Annotated in this window: 19 protein-coding genes and 1 pseudogene; 16 read left to right on the top strand and 4 right to left on the bottom strand. The window is 36.0% G+C overall.

Annotation, left to right across the window (positions count from 1 at the left end; all coding sequences use genetic code 11):
• Positions 1-45: 45 nt before the first annotated feature.
• Positions 46-285: a DUF3894 domain-containing protein gene (locus tag AC3WVZ_RS19360; RefSeq protein ID WP_000281167.1), complete on the top strand. Its 240-nt coding sequence runs from the start codon at positions 46-48 to the stop codon at positions 283-285.
• A gap of 72 nt (positions 286-357) precedes the next feature.
• Here AC3WVZ_RS19360 and prli42 read toward each other — a convergent pair whose 3' ends face one another.
• A complete protein-coding gene (gene prli42, locus AC3WVZ_RS19355) occupies positions 358-450 on the bottom strand; it encodes a stressosome-associated protein Prli42 (protein ID WP_000549040.1) in 93 nt (30 codons plus the stop codon).
• Positions 451-639: 189 nt separating this feature from the next.
• Between prli42 and AC3WVZ_RS19350 the strand changes: the two genes are divergently transcribed.
• From AC3WVZ_RS19350 to AC3WVZ_RS19335, 4 genes and pseudogenes are all read left to right on the top strand, one after another.
• Entirely contained in the window at positions 640-1185 is a 546-nt protein-coding gene (locus AC3WVZ_RS19350) for a GNAT family N-acetyltransferase (protein ID WP_233935284.1), read from the top strand.
• Positions 1186-1312: 127 nt separating this feature from the next.
• Positions 1313-2431 (top strand): tripeptidase T, encoded by a 1119-nt coding sequence (locus AC3WVZ_RS19345; protein ID WP_000609803.1) that lies wholly within the window; start codon positions 1313-1315, stop codon positions 2429-2431.
• A 447-nt stretch (positions 2432-2878) separates the two neighbouring features.
• Entirely contained in the window at positions 2879-4117 is a 1239-nt protein-coding gene (locus AC3WVZ_RS19340) for a DNA polymerase IV (protein ID WP_001208858.1), read from the top strand.
• A 58-nt stretch (positions 4118-4175) separates the two neighbouring features.
• Positions 4176-4310 (top strand): annotated as a pseudogene (locus tag AC3WVZ_RS19335) (DNA polymerase IV); the annotation flags it as partial.
• 32 nt (positions 4311-4342) lie between these two features.
• Here AC3WVZ_RS19335 and AC3WVZ_RS19330 read toward each other — a convergent pair.
• Entirely contained in the window at positions 4343-4594 is a 252-nt protein-coding gene (locus tag AC3WVZ_RS19330) for a DUF3932 family protein (RefSeq protein ID WP_000656490.1), read from the bottom strand.
• Between the two features lie 189 nt (positions 4595-4783).
• Here AC3WVZ_RS19330 and rnz point away from each other — a divergent pair, with 189 nt between their 5' ends.
• The 3 genes from rnz (at position 4784) to sdaAA (ending at position 8009) form a co-directional block, all read left to right on the top strand.
• Complete coding sequence (gene rnz / locus AC3WVZ_RS19325; protein ID WP_059303462.1) at positions 4784-5707, top strand: ribonuclease Z; 924 nt, start codon at positions 4784-4786, stop codon at positions 5705-5707.
• A gap of 745 nt (positions 5708-6452) precedes the next feature.
• A complete protein-coding gene (sdaAB, locus tag AC3WVZ_RS19320) occupies positions 6453-7112 on the top strand; it encodes an L-serine ammonia-lyase, iron-sulfur-dependent subunit beta (RefSeq protein ID WP_000877445.1) in 660 nt (219 codons plus the stop codon).
• Positions 7113-7130: 18 nt separating this feature from the next.
• Positions 7131-8009 carry an L-serine ammonia-lyase, iron-sulfur-dependent, subunit alpha gene (gene sdaAA, locus AC3WVZ_RS19315; RefSeq protein WP_000489461.1) on the top strand — a complete coding sequence of 293 codons (879 nt, stop codon included), beginning with the start codon at positions 7131-7133 and terminating at the stop codon, positions 8007-8009.
• Positions 8010-8055: 46 nt separating this feature from the next.
• On the opposite strand, the gene proI is transcribed toward sdaAA, so the two are convergent.
• Positions 8056-8895: a pyrroline-5-carboxylate reductase ProI gene (gene proI / locus AC3WVZ_RS19310; RefSeq protein WP_000027249.1), complete on the bottom strand. Its 840-nt coding sequence runs from the start codon at positions 8893-8895 to the stop codon at positions 8056-8058.
• 165 nt (positions 8896-9060) lie between these two features.
• On the opposite strand from proI, the gene AC3WVZ_RS19305 reads away from it, so the two are divergent.
• A complete protein-coding gene (locus AC3WVZ_RS19305; RefSeq protein WP_000125119.1) occupies positions 9061-10014 on the top strand; it encodes an MBL fold metallo-hydrolase in 954 nt (317 codons plus the stop codon).
• A 9-nt stretch (positions 10015-10023) separates the two neighbouring features.
• Positions 10024-10818: an SDR family NAD(P)-dependent oxidoreductase gene (locus AC3WVZ_RS19300; protein WP_233935283.1), complete on the top strand. Its 795-nt coding sequence runs from the start codon at positions 10024-10026 to the stop codon at positions 10816-10818.
• Between the two features lie 29 nt (positions 10819-10847).
• Here AC3WVZ_RS19300 and AC3WVZ_RS19295 read toward each other — a convergent pair whose 3' ends face one another.
• A complete protein-coding gene (locus AC3WVZ_RS19295) occupies positions 10848-11036 on the bottom strand; it encodes a YqzH family protein (protein WP_167316589.1) in 189 nt (62 codons plus the stop codon).
• A 224-nt stretch (positions 11037-11260) separates the two neighbouring features.
• Here AC3WVZ_RS19295 and argC point away from each other — a divergent pair, with 224 nt between their 5' ends.
• From argC to AC3WVZ_RS19265, 6 genes are all read left to right on the top strand, one after another.
• Positions 11261-12298: an N-acetyl-gamma-glutamyl-phosphate reductase gene (argC, locus tag AC3WVZ_RS19290; protein WP_063220771.1), complete on the top strand. Its 1038-nt coding sequence runs from the start codon at positions 11261-11263 to the stop codon at positions 12296-12298.
• Positions 12299-12308: 10 nt separating this feature from the next.
• A complete protein-coding gene (gene argJ, locus AC3WVZ_RS19285; protein ID WP_233935281.1) occupies positions 12309-13532 on the top strand; it encodes a bifunctional glutamate N-acetyltransferase/amino-acid acetyltransferase ArgJ in 1224 nt (407 codons plus the stop codon).
• Between the two features lie 11 nt (positions 13533-13543).
• Positions 13544-14311: an acetylglutamate kinase gene (argB, locus tag AC3WVZ_RS19280; protein ID WP_233935280.1), complete on the top strand. Its 768-nt coding sequence runs from the start codon at positions 13544-13546 to the stop codon at positions 14309-14311.
• A complete protein-coding gene (argD, locus tag AC3WVZ_RS19275; RefSeq protein WP_233935278.1) occupies positions 14308-15468 on the top strand; it encodes an acetylornithine transaminase in 1161 nt (386 codons plus the stop codon). The genes argB and argD overlap by 4 nt, the downstream gene beginning before the upstream one ends.
• A 12-nt stretch (positions 15469-15480) precedes the next feature.
• The gene (argF, locus tag AC3WVZ_RS19270; RefSeq protein ID WP_233935277.1) at positions 15481-16431 is read left to right on the top strand and encodes an ornithine carbamoyltransferase; all 951 of its coding nucleotides are present in this window, start codon (positions 15481-15483) and stop codon (positions 16429-16431) included.
• Positions 16432-16569: 138 nt separating this feature from the next.
• Positions 16570-17130, top strand: coding sequence for a DUF2062 domain-containing protein (locus AC3WVZ_RS19265; protein ID WP_002005691.1), 561 nt, complete (start codon positions 16570-16572; stop codon positions 17128-17130).
• Positions 17131-17187: the final 57 nt, after the last annotated feature.

Below are 17187 nucleotides of genomic sequence, written 5' to 3'. Positions count from 1 at the left end.
TAATGAGAATATAGAAAGATAAAATTAGATAAAGGGGTTGCTCATATGTACTTGAATCCAAAACTTTCGTATATGCAGTTTTTTATGGGATTTCTATTTGTTATTACATTCATATTGGCAACTTTTAATATATGTTCTTATCTTGTAGCGATTGTATGTATGGCATTACTTAATCTAACTTTTGTTATTGGAGCATTTCAGCAGAAACAATATACAAGTTTTGTAATAGCACTTGTAATGTCATTTTCCTTTAGTATTGTAGCGATTGTGTTTTATATAAAATAAACCATCTCGATGTCGAGATGGTTTATTTTGTCATGTGTAAAAAGTAAAAAAAGGACGAACACATCGCCCTTTTTACCAAAACATACTCGCGCCAGCAAGTAATGTTGTTACAAGCATAGAAATCAGCATCACATAAACCATAACTTTTTGAGCTTTTTTATGCATCGTTATACCTCCTTGCAAATCAGTACAATTTCATTGTAACGAGAAATGAAATTATGGACAAGGGGAGAGTGAGGACAAAATTCGGGAGGGGATTGCAAAATATAACAGGAAATTTGAGTGTGTATAGAGAATATAGTAAAAGGGTATATTGTTAATTTTTAGTTGGGCAAGCTGAAGAATGGAGATACGATGATGAAAATATACGAAACAGATCGTTTATACTTAAGGGAAATTGATGAGTCGTATGCTGAAACAGTTCTTCAATATTACGACAGAAATCGTGAATTTTTAAAAGCTTGGGGAGAGTATAGACCGGATGATTTTTTTACGCTAGATTATCAAAAGAAAAAGTTGCAAAAGGATAGAAAAGAGTTCGAAGAAGGGAAAATCATCAGACTATGGATTTTTAAAAAGGGTGATGATACGAAAATAATTGGGTGTATTTCATTTAATTTAATCGTTCGTGGCATTTATCAATCTTGTGTACTCAGTTATAAATTAGATAAAGCAGAGTTAAACAAAGGGTATACGACAGAAGCGCTTAGAAAAGCAATTCAAGTTGCTTTTGGGGAATTTCAGTTACATCGTATAGAAGCTCCGATTATGCCTCGTAATTTAGCATCTATACAAGTAGTAACAAAGATAGGTTTTCAATATGAAGGCGTGTCTAGGAAGATGTTAATGGTAAATGGCGTGTGGGAAGATCATATGCGCTGGGTATTGTTAAATGAGTAATAGAAAGCAGATGGTTATCTAGACATGTAAACCATCTGTTTTTTGTCTTGTATTTCGAAACTTTTGCGAAATTCTGTTATAATTAATAGTGTTACATACATAATGGTAGTGCAGGAGGCGCAGTCTTATGATTAATCAAGAACGTTTAGTAAATGAATTTATGGAATTAGTACAAGTAGATTCTGAAACGAAATTTGAAGCAGAAATCTGCAAAGTATTAACGAAGAAATTTACAGATTTAGGTGTAGAAGTATTTGAAGATGACACAATGGCTGTAACTGGTCATGGTGCAGGTAACTTAATTTGTACTTTACCAGCAACAAAAGATGGTGTTGATACAATTTACTTTACTTCTCATATGGATACAGTAGTTCCTGGTAATGGAATTAAGCCTTCTATTAAAGATGGATATATCGTATCAGATGGTACAACAATTTTAGGTGCGGATGATAAAGCTGGATTAGCATCAATGTTCGAAGCAATCCGTGTTTTAAAAGAGAAAAATATCCCTCATGGTAAAATAGAATTTATTATTACAGTCGGAGAAGAATCAGGTCTTGTTGGTGCAAAAGCATTAGACCGTGAGCGTATTACAGCGAAATATGGCTACGCATTAGATAGCGATGGAAAAGTTGGTGAAATCGTTGTTGCAGCTCCAACACAAGCGAAAGTGAACGCAATTATTCGCGGGAAAACAGCTCACGCTGGTGTAGCGCCGGAGAAAGGTGTATCTGCAATTACTATCGCAGCGAAAGCAATTGCGAAGATGCCACTTGGTCGCATTGACTCTGAAACGACTGCAAATATTGGACGTTTTGAAGGTGGTACACAAACGAATATCGTTTGCGATCATGTACAAATCTTTGCAGAAGCTCGTTCTTTAATTAATGAGAAAATGGAAGCACAAGTTGCGAAAATGAAAGAAGCATTTGAAACAACTGCAAAAGAAATGGGCGGTCATGCAGACGTCGAAGTAAACGTTATGTACCCAGGATTTAAATTTGCTGATGGCGATCACGTTGTAGAAGTTGCAAAACGTGCAGCTGAAAAAATTGGTCGTACACCTTCTCTTCATCAAAGTGGTGGCGGAAGTGATGCAAACGTAATTGCAGGACATGGTATCCCAACAGTTAACTTAGCGGTTGGTTATGAAGAAATTCATACAACAAACGAGAAGATTCCTGTTGAAGAATTAGCAAAAACAGCAGAATTAGTTGTTGCAATTATTGAAGAAGTAGCGAAGTAATGGAATAGAAAAAGCGTGTAAATCAATTATGATTTACACGCTTTTTATTTTGATTCGATTGCTTTGACAAGACGTATAAGCGAATATAAGAAAAACTATGGAAGTATATACGTTGTTGCTATATGTACTAGACGAGGGAATAACCTTAACGTATTCATATTGAAAATCGGAAGTAGTAAATAATTAATTGCAATGATTAATATAACTACAGGGAATGTATAGTTGAGTTTATCCCGCTATTTGCCGGACAGTAAGACCACTACCTCAAAATTCAGCGAAAGTAAAGAAGTTAGGTGGGGGCCCTGCTGCCCGTAAAAGTCCGATTAGTGAGAGTTGATTAAAGTTTCGATTTATATCGATTATAAAAAAGAACAAGTAATTATTATAACTATTGTGCAAAATTTGATATAATAAAAGAACGAACGTTCTGATTAGGGAGTGAGTACTATGCGAGAAATGTATCCGAAAAATGGTCGTGTTATTTTACATGTAGATATGAATTGCTTTTTCGCATCTGTTGAAATTGCTCATGATCCATCATTACAAGGAAAGCCATTAGCGGTTGCTGGAAATGAAAAAGAGAGAAAAGGAATTATTATAACATGTAGTTATGAGGCGAGAGAATACGGAATACGTACGACGATGCCCCTTTGGGAAGCGAAAAGGTTATGCCCGCAATTAGTTGTAAGGCGTCCTAATTTCACATTATATCGCGAAGCTTCATTTCAAATGTTTCAAGTCCTTTCTCGTTTTACAGAAAAGATACAACCAGTCTCAATAGATGAAGGATATTTAGATATTACAGATTGCTACGCACTTGGTTCGCCTCTTGAAATAGCAAAGATGATTCAACAAGCACTATTAACAGAGTTGCAGCTTCCGTGTAGTATCGGAATCGCTCCAAATCTTTTCCTAGCAAAAACAGCTTCTGATATGAAAAAACCTCTCGGTATTACCGTACTTCGAAAACGTGATATTCCAGAAATGATTTGGCCACTTTCAGTTGAAGCAATGCATGGGATTGGAGAAAAAACAGCTGAAAAATTAAATGAAATTCATATACATACAATTGAACAGTTAGCGAAGGGAGACGAGCATATCATTCGCGCTAAAATTGGCAAGCACGGTATTGATTTACAAAAGCGTGCAAAAGGTACGGATGATAGGGAAGTGGATCCGAGTCAAATGGGCCAACATAAAAGTGTCGGTAACTCGATGACTTTTTCAAAGGATATGGATGAAGAGAAAGAATTACTTGATATGTTAGAACGGTTATCAAAATCAGTGAGTAAAAGATTACAAAAGCGAACCCTTGTCAGCTATAATATTCAAATTATGATTAAATACCATGATAGGCGAACAGTAACACGGAGTAAGCAATTGAAAAATGCAATTTGGGAAGAACGCGATATTTTTCAAGCAGCATCCCGTTTATGGAAGCAACATTGGGATGGTGATTCCGTTCGTTTACTAGGTGTTACAGCTACTGAAATAGAGTGGAAGACAGAATCGGTGAAACAATTAGATTTATTTTCATTTGAAGAGGATGCGAAAAAAGAACCACTACTTGCTGTCATTGATCAAATTAACGATAAGTATGGAACACCGATTTTACAACGAGGTAGTCAACTACTACGTAAGCAAGAGAAGTCGTTTCAGCAAAAATTAGAAAATAAGTTTATGTAGAAGGTGTCATGAAGCTGTAAATATCATGACACTTTCTATTTTTATAAAAATAGAAAGTGTCGTTTTTGCACTACAAGCAAAACAATTATTTAATAATAACTCAAGTAAAAAGATAATTTTAGATGAATTTGATTTAAGTATGTATACAAATTTTTTGACGGAATATGCCGATTTGCTAAATAAGTATAAATAAAAAGCACTGTAACCAGTGCTTTTTACGATAGATTAAGAGATTGTATGATTTTCAAAAATAACAATCTCTGAGTTATTTGCTGTTGAAACGCGTTGTGCGTAATATGTGAAAGCTGAAGAAATATATGTTGGTAACGAGTCATTTGTATGTGTTGTTGTATATTCATGGATTAATTCTTTCAAAGTCGTCCATTCTAATTGTGCTGGGTGATCAGACACGAAAGAACTTACCCAGCGATCAAATGAAGATGAAAAATCAGTTTGTAAACGAAATGCTTCTTTCATAATAAAACGCTCCCTTAAAATGTAGTATAAGCATTTTAACATAAAACACGAACGATTGCTAAGTTTTTTGAGTATAACGTTCGTGATATATAGTTGTCTAGATGATTGGTTATGTAAATTCGATTTGCCATTTGAAATAACATTCCGTAAGATGAAAGGTAGATTATATAAAGAGCTGGAGGAAAGAAAGTGGAATTTGTATTTTTAGGAACTGGTGCAGGTGTTCCTTCGAAAGGAAGGAACGTTTCAGCAATTGCTTTGCAATTGTTAGAAGAACGAGGACAGACTTGGTTATTTGATTGTGGCGAGGCGACGCAACATCAAATATTACATACATCAGTACGTCCACGCCGCATTGAAAAAATATTTATTACGCATTTACATGGTGATCATATTTTTGGATTGCCTGGTTTATTAGGAAGCCGTTCGTTCCAAGGAGGGACTACACCTCTAACAGTGTATGGACCAAAAGGAATTAAACAATTTATTGAAGTAGCATTATCAGTAAGTACGACACATGTAAAATATCCGCTTGAAATTGTTGAGATAACAGAAGAAGGTACTGTGTTTGAAGATAATGAATTTCATGTGGAAACGAAAAGATTGTCACACGGTATTGAATGTTTTGGGTATCGTATTATAGAGAAAGATATACAAGGCGCCCTTTTAGTCGATAAATTGCTGGAGATGGGTGTGAAACCAGGTCCACTCTTTAAACGTTTAAAAGATGGAGAAGTGGTAGAATTGGAAAATGGTGCGATACTAAACGGAAAAGATTTTATCGGCCCACCTCAAAAAGGAAGAATTATTACCATTTTAGGTGATACAAGATTTTGTGAAGCGAGTAGAGAGCTGGCACAAGACGCTGACGTACTTGTTCATGAAGCCACTTTTGCGGCAGAAGATGAACAACAAGCTTATGATTATTTTCATTCCACATCTAAGCAAGCTGCGAGTATTGCACTTCAGGCAAATGCAAAACGATTAATATTGACTCATATTAGTTCTCGTTATCAAGGGGATACATATAAGGAATTATTGAAAGAGGCAAGAGAGCTATTTTCTAATACAGAAATAGCTACGGATTTGAAATCATTTCCGGTAGAAAGATAATAATGATATAAAAAATGGCGACGAAAGGTTGCTGTTTTTTTTATTTCTAAAAAAAAATAAAATAAAACTGTTATCATTTTATGCTTATATAGGATGAAACAGAAAGTTTTAATGATGTAAAGATATAAGATGAAACAACATAGTATCGATTGTTTAGAAAAACTGTTATATAAGTCAGACGACATACGAGTAGTACAAATAGCAAAAACAGATTGTTATTCAGAACTTTTAAAATTCATTAAAAGTAAGCGTTTTATTAAAAACAAGCTATAATGAGGGCAGATAATAATTTATTTTAAGGTCACATGCGATTTAGCCATTTGTCGTAACGAATGAAGTTGAGTAAATTGTGAGAGAGCAATATGGAAATTATAAATAAGAAGGATATTACTATTATTTATACTAAGTCTTTTTTCACCTTTCAGCTTTAAAGTATCAAAGGGTATGAAAGCAATGGGGGTTTCACTTGTTTATGCTATCCTTGTAAGAGGTTCTATGTTAAACTTTGGATTGCTACCAGACTTTATTGTGGATTAGCTTATATTATTTTTAAATGAAGATAATGCTAAGTTTCTTATTTATTATGATAACTAGTATTATTTCAGGATATATTGCTTCACTGTTATTTAAAAACGATTCAATTCGTACATCGGAACAAATTCGTGATGCAACTGGAAAAGCAACCAATTCGGTAGCTTAATAGAATAGTAAAAAATTTTTTCATAGAGGTTTAGGGGGAGTTATGATGAAGTATCGCTCAGTATTTGATATTATCGGTCCAGTTATGATTGGACCATCAAGTTCACATACAGCAGGCGCAGCAAGAATGGGGCAAGTTGCTCGCCAGCTGTTTCGTCATGAACCAGAAAGAGTAAGCATTTCGTTATATGGATCATTTGCAAAGACGTATCGAGGGCATGGTACGGATGTAGCACTAATCGGTGGAATATTAGGATTTGAAACAGATGACTTACGTATTCCAGAGGCGCTAGAAATAGCAAAAGAGCGCGAAATTGAAGTGGAATTCATTGAAGAAGATGCCAATGCACCTCACCCAAATACAGCGAGAATTCGTTTGTATAAAGGTGAAGATGAAATTGAAGTTGTTGCTTGCTCAATTGGTGGCGGTAAAATTGAAGTTGTAGAATTAAACGGATTCGATCTTCAATTATCAGGCACGAGCCCAGCACTACTTATTGTAAATAACGATCGCTTCGGTGCTATTGCAGCGGTAGCTTCAATCCTTGCGAAACATGAGATTAACATTAGTACAATGAGTGTTTCTCGTAAAGAAAAAGGAAGAAGAGCGCTTATGGTCATTGAAACAGATGAATTATTAGCAGATGAAGTGATTGAAGAAATAAAAGCGCAACAAAATATTTGTCAAGTAACTATTATGGAATAATTGCAGGGGGGACACACCATGTTTCGGAACGCAGCGGAACTAGTGGCGCAAGCTAAAGAACAAAATGTAAAAATCGCAGAAATTATGATTCAATGTGAAATGGAAACAAGAAGTATTTCACGTGAAGAAGTAATTGCTGGTATGGAAAAGAACTTAGTAGTGATGGAGCAAGCAGTAGAACGTGGTATTCGCGGCGTGAAATCACCAACTGGTTTAACTGGTGGAGATGCTGTAAAAGTTCAAGCGTATATGAAGAGTGGAAAAGGCTTATCAGGAGATACGATTTTGGACGCAGTAAGCAAAGCTGTTGCAACAAATGAAGTAAACGCGGCGATGGGAATTATTTGTGCAACACCAACAGCAGGGTCTGCTGGAACAGTGCCAGGTGTACTATTTGCACTAAGAGAAAAATTGCAGCCTACACGTGAAGAAATGATTGAATTCTTATTTACAGCAGGAGCTTTCGGTATGGTTGTTGCGAATAACGCTTGTATTTCTGGTGCAGCGGGAGGATGCCAAGCTGAAGTTGGTTCAGCAAGTGGAATGGCGGCTGCAGCCGCAGTTGAGATGGCTGGTGGAACACAAGATCAAGCAGCTACAGCGATGGCAATTTCATTAAAGAACATGCTTGGTTTAGTGTGTGATCCTGTTGCAGGACTTGTAGAAGTACCTTGTGTAAAACGTAATGCAGCAGGAGCTGCGAATGCGATGATTTCAGCAGATTTAGCATTAGCTGGTGTAACGAGTACAATTCCATGTGATGAAGTAATTGAGGCAATGTTTAGAATCGGACAAACGATGCCAGTAGCACTTCGTGAAACAGCAGAAGGTGGACTTGCAGCAACGCCGACTGGTCGTCGCCTGCAAGAAGAGATTTTTGGGAAGAACAATAACTAAGTGTAATTATAGAAAAAGGAGCTCAAATAAACTTGAGCTCCTTTTTCTATTTTTCTTTTGTTAGTTGTTCTAATGTTTTTCCAAGATTATGTGATCGTTTCGTTGCCTGTGTAATACAAGAAATAAGTGCTTGTTGAAATTTATGTTCTTGTAATACTTCAATACCTGCTTCGGTAGTTCCACCAGGAGAAGTAATTTCCTTTCTCAAAATAGAAGGGTGTTTGTCACTTGCTTTTAGCATTTCAGCAGCACCAATCATCGTTTGAAGAATAAGTGATTTTGCAACATCTTCTTTTAAACCAATTTTTTTTGCAGCTTCTTCCATAGCTTCCACTACGTAATAAATATAAGCAGGTCCACTTCCGGATAATGCAGTGACAGCATGCATATCTTCTTCCTCTACAACAGAGACGAGACCAATTGTTTCAAATAAAGATGTTGCAGTGCGAATATGCTCCGCTGTTGCATGTTTTGAAGGGGAGATAGCGGTAGCTGATTTTAAAATGGCTGCGGATGTATTTGGCATTGCACGAATAATTGGAACGTCTTTTTGAAGTAGTTTTCTAATTGAGTCAGTAGAAACACCTGCTAGTAATGAAATAATAAGCACGTTATTATTTATGTATTCTTTAAAAGGGGTAAGCGCCTCTGCAACATCCTTTGGTTTCATTGCTAGAAAAAGAATATTTGCATCAGTAAGTAATTCTTTTTTATTATGAGTACCTTTGACACCGTATTTTTTATGTAGCTCTTGTAATCTTGTCTCGTTAGAACGATTACTTACAGTAATTTGTTCACCTTTAACGACATTTGCATGTAACAAGCCACCAATAATAGCTTCGGCAATAGAGCCTGCACCGAGAAAGGAAATGTTTTGAATAGACATGATGTTCCTCCTTTAATTTTGGTTAGAAATTCTTATAAATGTACATACATTCGTTTTTTTATAGGAAACACCTCTTTTTATCTGAAAATAATGACAAATATATATAGAAGTTGTAAACTGAAGAAGTATTCATTTTTGAACCGGAAAGAGACAGGGGGGCTAAGCATGACGGCGATTCACCGAATGGAGATTCCTGTACCATTTGCAGTGGAAACTGTGAATGTGTTTTTAGTTGAGGGGGAGACATTAACATTAATTGATACAGGGACGAATACAGAAGAGGCAAGGAATGCGTTAGAAAGTCAATTAGGTGCATTAGGACATACGATAGAAGATATTGAAACAGTAGTCATTACGCATCATCATGCAGATCATTGTGGACTTTTAAATATATTTTCTGAGAAGACGAATATTATTGGACATCCTTGGAATGAGCCTTGGATTACACAAAATCCAGAATTTTTAAAGCGGTATCATGAATTTTTTAGAGAGACGGCCTTACAGTTTGGTGTGCCAGCAGCATTTTTGAAAGACGAGTCGTTATTGACGACGAGGACACTTAAATATTCTTGTAATAGATCGTTAACGCATACTGTGAGAGAAGGAGATCGTATTGATTCTTTGCCTGGATTTACAGTACTTGAAACACCAGGTCATGCTTCTACTCATATTTCTTTATATAGAGAATCTGATGGAATATTAATTGGTGGAGATGCTCTCATTAGTCATATTTCTTCGAATCCAATACTAGAACCGCCATATGAAGGGCAAACAGAGCGGGCACGCCCATTACTACAATATAATCAAACATTACAGCGTTTAAGCGAAATGAATATTTCACGCATTTTATCAGGGCATGGGGAAGATGTTCTAAATGTGAAACAACTTATTGAAACGAGATTACAAAAGCAAGAAACACGTGCTTTTAAAGTGCTTGAATTATTAAAGGAAAAACCAATGACAGCATTTGAAGTATGTGTAAAACTATTTCCGGTATTATATAAAGAACAATTACCACTTACTATTTCAGAAACGGTTGGACAATTGGACTATTTAGCATATAATCAACAAGTGATGATTGATGAGTCATCGCAACAATTGATTTATTATGCAAAGTAGGTGGCAGCAATGACAGGACGTTTACAAAATAAAGTAATCGTCATTACAGGTGCTTCTAGTGGGATTGGTGAGCAAGTTGCAATGCAAGTTGCAGCACAGGGAGCGACTCCAGTATTAATGGCTCGAACAGAAGAGAAACTACAAGCGTTAGTAGACAAAATTAAAGAAACTTATAATACGCCTTGCTATTATTATGTATTAGATGTAAGTGAAGAGATGGAAGCACAGTCTGTTTTTTCAAAGGTATTACAAGAAGTGGGACGTATTGATATATTAGTAAACAATGCGGGATTTGGTATTTTTAAAACGTTTGAAGATGCGTCAATGGGTGAAGTAAAAGATATGTTCCAAGTAAATGTATTTGGATTAGTAGCATGTACGAAAGCGGTACTACCTTATATGGTAAACAAGAACGAAGGACATATTATTAATATTGCTTCACTTGCCGGAAAAATTGCAACTCCGAAATCAAGTGCGTATGCAGCAACGAAACATGCTGTATTAGGATTTACGAATAGTTTACGCATGGAATTAGCGAATACAGATATTTATGTTACAGCAATTAATCCAGGTCCGATAGATACAAACTTTTTTGAAATAGCGGATCAATCTGGTACATATGTAAAGAATATGGGACGTTACATGTTAAAACCAACATACGTAGCAGAACAAATCGTAAAGTCGATGCACACGAAAAAACGTGAAGTAAACTTACCGAAGTGGATGGGAATTGGTCCAAAACTTTATGCTTTATTCCCAGGTTTATTTGAACGTGTAGCAGGTAAATCATTAAGTAAAAAATAGGAGATTTCCACATGGAAATCTCCTATTTTTTATTGTTTTCCAGTCACATAATCATAAACAATATCCTCAATCTCCTCGTATAAATCAATTTCAATATTTGAATGAGCCACCGTTTGAATATGTTTCACTAGCATTTCCTGATCTTCTTTTGATATTGGACTGCATTGATATTGCTGAAAACTTTTTATAATCATTTTCTCAATTAATTTTTCGTTCATATTTTTTCCCGCCTGTATGTACGTATGTATTGTTTTATTGTACTTGAAGTGAAATAAAAAAACTACTATGCACTATTTTTGTATAAAAATTCGGTTGAGTATATTATTTTTCTAATAAAATTAAGTTTTTTTAGATTTAAAAATTTATAAATATTTAATTGACTCTATAAATATACAATATTATAATCATACTTAATTTAAAGAATCGATTTGAGGAGGAACTTATGAAAGTCGCAATTATTGGAGCCACTGGATATGGGGGCATTGAATTAATTCGTTTATTAGAACAACATCCATATTTTTCTATAGCATCTCTTCATTCTTTTTCGCAAGTTGGTGAGTGTATAACAAATGTATATCCGCATCTTCGAAATGTCCTTTTTCATACGTTACAAGAAATTGATGTGAAGACAATAGGGAAAGAAGCAGAAATCGTATTTCTAGCAACACCAGCAGGAGTATCAGCGGAGTTAACTCCCAAGTTAGTAGCAGAAGGTTTAAAAGTAATTGACCTATCTGGAGACTTTCGTATGATAGATCCTTCGTCATATGAACTGTGGTATAAAAGGCCAGCAGCGAAAGAAGAAATTCTTAGAAAAGCAGTGTATGGGTTAAGTGAATGGAAAAGGACTGAGATTCAAAAGGCAAATTTAATTGCAAACCCAGGATGTTTTGCTACAGCCACATTGCTAGCGATAGCGCCGTTAGTACGTAGCGGCATGATTGAAGAAGATTCGATTATTATTGATGCGAAATCAGGGGTATCAGGAGCAGGTAAAACACCAACAACAATGACTCACTTTCCTGAGCTATATGATAACTTGCACATTTATAAAGTGAATGAGCATCAGCACGTTCCAGAGATTGAGCAAATGCTTACAGAATGGAATAATGGATCACAGCCAATTACATTTAGCACACATTTAATACCGATATCACGAGGAATTATGATTACACTTTATGCAAAAGTAAAACAAAAGATGGAAATAAAGCAACTTCAAAAATTGTATGAAGAAACGTATGAACAATCGCCTTTCATCCGAATTTGTACGCAAGGGAAATTTCCAAGTCCAAAAGAAGTGAGAGGCTCAAATTATTGTGATATTGGCATAGCTTACGATGAAAGAACTGAAAGAGTTACAGTCGTTTCTGTTATAGACAATATGATGAAAGGCGCGGCTGGGCAAGCGATTCAAAATGCAAACATAATAGCGGGACTAGAAGAGACAACAGGTTTACAACATATGCCGCTTTATCTATAAGGGGGACATGATGATTAAAGTAGCGTCTATTACAAAATTAGAAAATGGTTCAATTGTAACGCCTAAAGGCTTTTCGGCAATTGGTACTGTAAATGGTCTGAAAAAGGAGAAAAAGGATTTAGGGGCAATCGTTTGTGACGTACCAGCATCATGTGCCGCTGTGTATACAACGAATCAAATACAAGCAGCCCCTTTGCAAGTAACGAAGGATAGTATAACGGCAGAAGGGAAGTTACAAGCAATTATCGTTAATAGTGGAAATGCAAATGCTTGTACTGGAATGCAAGGATTACAAGACGCATACGAGATGCGCGCGTTAGGGGCGGAACATTTTGGAGTGAAAGAAAATTACGTTGCAGTAGCTTCAACAGGTGTAATTGGTGTTCCACTGCCGATGGATATAATTCGAAAGGGGATTGCAACTCTTATACCGACGAAGGAAGAAAGTGGAGCGTATTCTTTTTCTGAAGCAATTTTAACGACGGATCTTATCACGAAAGAAACTTGCTATGAAATGATTATTGATGGGAAGAAAGTGGCGATTGCGGGTGTTGCAAAGGGTTCAGGGATGATTCATCCGAATATGGCAACGATGCTTAGTTTTATTACGACAGATGCTCATATAGAGCATGACGTATTGCAAACAGCATTATCCCAAATTACGAATCATACATTTAATCAAATTACGGTAGATGGAGATACTTCTACGAATGATATGGTCATCGTTATGGCAAGTGGATTATCAGAAACAAGCCCGATAAATATGGAACATACAGATTGGGAAACTTTCGTATGTACTTTACAGAAGGTATGTGAAGATTTAGCAAAAAAAATTGCGCAAGATGGTGAAGGCGCTACGAAGTTAATAGAAGTAAATGTGCTAGGAGCTCAAACGAATAAAGAGGCAAAAAAAATTGCAAAGCAAATAGTCGGTTCGAGTCTTGTGAAAACAGCAATACATGGTGAAGACCCAAACTGGGGGCGAATTATTAGCAGTATTGGACAAAGTGAAGTAGTTATTAATACGAACACAATTGACATTACTCTTCAATCTATATCGGTATTAAAAAATAGTGAGCCTCAAATATTTTCTGAAGAAGAAATGAAAGAGAGATTACAAGAAGATGAAATAGTGATTAATGTGTACTTACACTTAGGTGAAGAGACAGGATCAGCTTGGGGCTGTGACTTAAGCTATGAATATGTGAAAATAAATGCTTGTTATCGTACATAAGGAGAGAGAAGATGAGCGATTATATGGTAGTGAAATGCGGCGGTAGTATGTTGAATCAATTAAATGATGTGTTTTTTGAATGTATAAAGAAATTGCAACAGAAGTATAAAGTAGTGATTGTTCATGGTGGTGGGCCAGAAATTGATGCCAAATTAAAAGATTGTAACATCAACGTAGAAAAAAGAGATGGATTACGCGTAACACCAAAAGAAGTTATGGATGTTGTTCAAATGGTGCTATGCGGAAGTACGAATAGAAAACTCGTAATGAATTTACAAAAGCATAATTTAATTGCGGTAGGTTGTTCAGGGTGTGACGGCAATTTACTTCAAGTTCAACCTGTCAGCGAAGAGATAGGATATGTAGGGGAAGTAAGTTATGTAGAAACAGCTTTATTAAAAGGATTAATAAATATGGAGTATATTCCTGTTATTGCTCCAATCGGGGTAAATGGTAATGAAATTTATAACATAAATGCGGACAATGCTGCGGCTGGGATTGCGGCCGCGTTAGGGGCAAAAGAGCTTGTTTTTATTACGGATGTAGATGGAATATTACATGAAGGGAATTTGGTAAAGGAAACGGATGAATCTGAAATTGCAACTTTTATAGAAACAGGTGTTATTACAGGTGGGATGATTCCGAAAGTACAGGCGGCACTAGCATCATTAAAAATGGGAGTGCAAAAGATAAGTATTGTGAATGGTACAAAAGATTTTACTGAGGTTACGGGAGAGTGTATTGGAACGACGGTAACGAAAGGCGTGAGTATTGCATGACGAGTCATCTTTTTCAAACGTATGGCAGAAGAACTATTGAGTTTGTAAAGGGAACTGGAACGAAAGTTATTGATAATAACGGTAAGGAATATTTAGATTTCACATCAGGAATTGGCGTATGTAATTTAGGACATTGTCACCCTACTGTTCTCAAAGGTGTACAAGAGCAACTTGATGATATATGGCATATATCTAACCTGTTTACAAACAGCTTACAAGAAGAAGTTGCGTCATTATTAACAGAAAATAGAGCATTAGATTATGTGTTTTTCTGTAATAGTGGGGCAGAGGCAAATGAAGCGGCTTTAAAGTTAGCACGTAAGCATACTGGAAAATCTCTCGTCGTAACATGCCAGCAGTCTTTTCACGGTAGAACATTTGGAACGATGAGTGCAACAGGCCAAGATAAGGTAAAAGAAGGATTTGGTCCATTACTTCCATCTTTTTTACATATCCCTTTTAATGATATTAAAGCATTAGAGGAAGTAATGAATGAAGAAGTTGCGGCGGTAATGGTAGAAGTTGTTCAAGGAGAGGGAGGAGTAATACCTGCCGATCTATCTTTTTTGAAAGAGATTGAAGCATTATGTAATAAGTTCGGTTCCTTATTTATTATAGACGAAGTACAAACGGGGATAGGAAGAACTGGAACACTATTCGCTTATGAACAAGTGCGAATAGAGCCTGATATCGTTACCGTTGCAAAGGCACTTGGGAATGGGGTTCCTGTCGGAGCGATGATTGGCCGGAAAGAGCTCGGAACGTCGTTTACTGCAGGATCACACGGTTCAACTTTTGGCGGGAATTACATCGCGATGGCTGCAGCGAAAGAAGTATTGCAAGTGAGTAAAAAACCATCGTTTTTAAAAGAAGTACAAGAAAAGGGCGAGTACGTATTAGAGAAGTTGCAAGAGGAATTACAGCATGTCGAATGTATTCAAAATATACGTGGTAAGGGGCTTATGATTGGGATTGAGTGTAAGCATGAAGTTGCAAGTTTTATAGAACAACTAGAAAACGAAGGGCTTCTCGTATTACAAGCAGGCCCTAATGTTATAAGACTATTACCGCCACTCATTGTCACGAATGAAGAGTTAGAACAGGCAGTATATATAATAAAAAAAGTAGTTTGTACAAAAAACGTATCAATCATATAAGGGGGAAGTTTCATGTCAACTGTACAAGTACCGAAATTAAATACGAAAGATCTTTTAACACTAGAAGAATTAACGAAAGAAGAAATTATTTCTTTAATTGAGTTCGCTATATATTTAAAAAAGAATAAGCAAGAGCCTTTATTACAAGGCAAAATATTAGGGCTTATTTTTGATAAGCATTCAACTCGTACTCGTGTATCTTTTGAAGCGGGAATGGTACAACTCGGGGGACATGGTATGTTTTTAAGTGGAAAAGAGATGCAAATGGGAAGAGGAGAAACTGTTTCAGATACTGCGAAAGTATTATCGCAGTATATTGACGGGATTATGATACGTACATTCTCGCACGCGGATGTAGAAGAGCTTGCAAAAGAATCAAGTATTCCTGTTATTAACGGTTTAACGGATGATCATCATCCTTGTCAAGCATTGGCAGACCTCATGACGATATATGAAGAAACAAATACATTTAAAGGAATAAAATTGGCTTACGTAGGTGACGGAAATAATGTATGTCATTCATTGTTGCTAGCGAGTGCAAAAGTCGGAATGCATATGACTGTTGCAACGCCTGTAGGATATGAACCTAATGAAGAGATTGTAAAAAAAGCGTTAGCGATTGCCAAGAAAACAGGAGCTGAAATTGAAGTTTTGCATGATCCTGAATTAGCAGTGAATGAAGCTGATTTCATTTATACTGACGTTTGGATGAGCATGGGGCAAGAGGGCGAAGAAGAGAAATATACTTTATTTCAGCCATACCAAATCAATAACGAACTTGCTAAGCATGCGAAGCAAACATATCGTTTCTTACACTGTTTACCTGCCCATCGTGAAGAAGAAGTAACAGGAGAAATTATAGATGGACCGCAGTCTATCGTCTTTGAGCAAGCTGGTAATCGATTGCATGCTCAAAAAGCGTTATTAGTGAGTTTATTTAAAAATGTAGAAGAGCATTCCTAAAAGGGAGGTTTTTTTATATTAAAATGTCATATGTATATTTAGTTAACCATTTCGATATCATTTATAATAAAAGAGAAAACTAAATTTGTTTTTCAGAGTGTGTAAGGACATACTACATATAAAAATATAGTTAAAGAGATGATGAGGGTGAAAACAACTAAGAAAACATATTCGTTTTTTCAGCGGATGTGGAGAATATTAAAGTTTCAATATTATAAGTTGCTTCGATCGCCAGAAGGCGCAAAGAAAGTATCGTTAGGGTTTGCTATAGGATTCGGCTTAGAAATGTTAGTCATTTATACGGCATCGCTCGTATATGTAATATTTTATCCAATCGTCAGGTTAGCAAAGGGATCTTTTCCTGCGGCAGTTATTGGCAATATTATTGGGAAAATATCGTTTCTCCCAGTATTTTTATTTCCGCTTGCGTATGCGCTAGGAAAAATGATTTATCCATTTCATGTACAGAAAATTCATCATGAACCATTTACGATATCGGACTTGTTTTCAAGTCACATTTTTACGATATTAAAGAGCTTATTACAAAGTGAAGTGTATGTATTAATTGGAATGACGATTTTAGGAGTTGTGTTTGGTCTCATTTCGTATTTCGTTGTGCATTATTTATACGAAAAGAACCGTAAGTTACGCTTGAAGAAAAGGAAGAAACGAGTGAGAGAACCACTTGTACAATTATAAACAATGTCACATCCATTTTCTCCTTTGAATATGTTTAAGAAAAAGGAGGAGAGGATA

The sequence above is a fragment of the Bacillus sp. CPT56D-587-MTF genome (assembly GCF_058792335.1).
This window is presented reverse-complemented; position numbering and strand designations above follow the sequence as displayed.

What these genes read in the sequence shown, in the direction of transcription:
- AC3WVZ_RS19300 (WP_233935283.1), top strand. Translation starts at nt 10,024, where the DNA reads ATGACAGGACGTTTACAAAATAAAGTAATCGTCATTACAGGTGCTTCT.
- AC3WVZ_RS19345 (WP_000609803.1), top strand. Translation starts at nt 1,313, where the DNA reads ATGATTAATCAAGAACGTTTAGTAAATGAATTTATGGAATTAGTACAA.
- AC3WVZ_RS19360 (WP_000281167.1), top strand. Translation starts at nt 46, where the DNA reads ATGTACTTGAATCCAAAACTTTCGTATATGCAGTTTTTTATGGGATTT.
- AC3WVZ_RS19295 (WP_167316589.1), bottom strand. Translation starts at nt 11,036, where the DNA reads ATGAACGAAAAATTAATTGAGAAAATGATTATAAAAAGTTTTCAGCAA.
- AC3WVZ_RS19265 (WP_002005691.1), top strand. Translation starts at nt 16,570, where the DNA reads ATGATGAGGGTGAAAACAACTAAGAAAACATATTCGTTTTTTCAGCGG.
- sdaAA (WP_000489461.1), top strand. Translation starts at nt 7,131, where the DNA reads ATGTTTCGGAACGCAGCGGAACTAGTGGCGCAAGCTAAAGAACAAAAT.
- sdaAB (WP_000877445.1), top strand. Translation starts at nt 6,453, where the DNA reads ATGAAGTATCGCTCAGTATTTGATATTATCGGTCCAGTTATGATTGGA.
- argB (WP_233935280.1), top strand. Translation starts at nt 13,544, where the DNA reads ATGAGCGATTATATGGTAGTGAAATGCGGCGGTAGTATGTTGAATCAA.
- AC3WVZ_RS19305 (WP_000125119.1), top strand. Translation starts at nt 9,061, where the DNA reads ATGACGGCGATTCACCGAATGGAGATTCCTGTACCATTTGCAGTGGAA.
- argF (WP_233935277.1), top strand. Translation starts at nt 15,481, where the DNA reads ATGTCAACTGTACAAGTACCGAAATTAAATACGAAAGATCTTTTAACA.
- AC3WVZ_RS19330 (WP_000656490.1), bottom strand. Translation starts at nt 4,594, where the DNA reads ATGAAAGAAGCATTTCGTTTACAAACTGATTTTTCATCTTCATTTGAT.
- prli42 (WP_000549040.1), bottom strand. Translation starts at nt 450, where the DNA reads ATGCATAAAAAAGCTCAAAAAGTTATGGTTTATGTGATGCTGATTTCT.
- argJ (WP_233935281.1), top strand. Translation starts at nt 12,309, where the DNA reads ATGATTAAAGTAGCGTCTATTACAAAATTAGAAAATGGTTCAATTGTA.
- AC3WVZ_RS19340 (WP_001208858.1), top strand. Translation starts at nt 2,879, where the DNA reads ATGCGAGAAATGTATCCGAAAAATGGTCGTGTTATTTTACATGTAGAT.
- argC (WP_063220771.1), top strand. Translation starts at nt 11,261, where the DNA reads ATGAAAGTCGCAATTATTGGAGCCACTGGATATGGGGGCATTGAATTA.
- AC3WVZ_RS19350 (WP_233935284.1), top strand. Translation starts at nt 640, where the DNA reads ATGATGAAAATATACGAAACAGATCGTTTATACTTAAGGGAAATTGAT.
- proI (WP_000027249.1), bottom strand. Translation starts at nt 8,895, where the DNA reads ATGTCTATTCAAAACATTTCCTTTCTCGGTGCAGGCTCTATTGCCGAA.
- argD (WP_233935278.1), top strand. Translation starts at nt 14,308, where the DNA reads ATGACGAGTCATCTTTTTCAAACGTATGGCAGAAGAACTATTGAGTTT.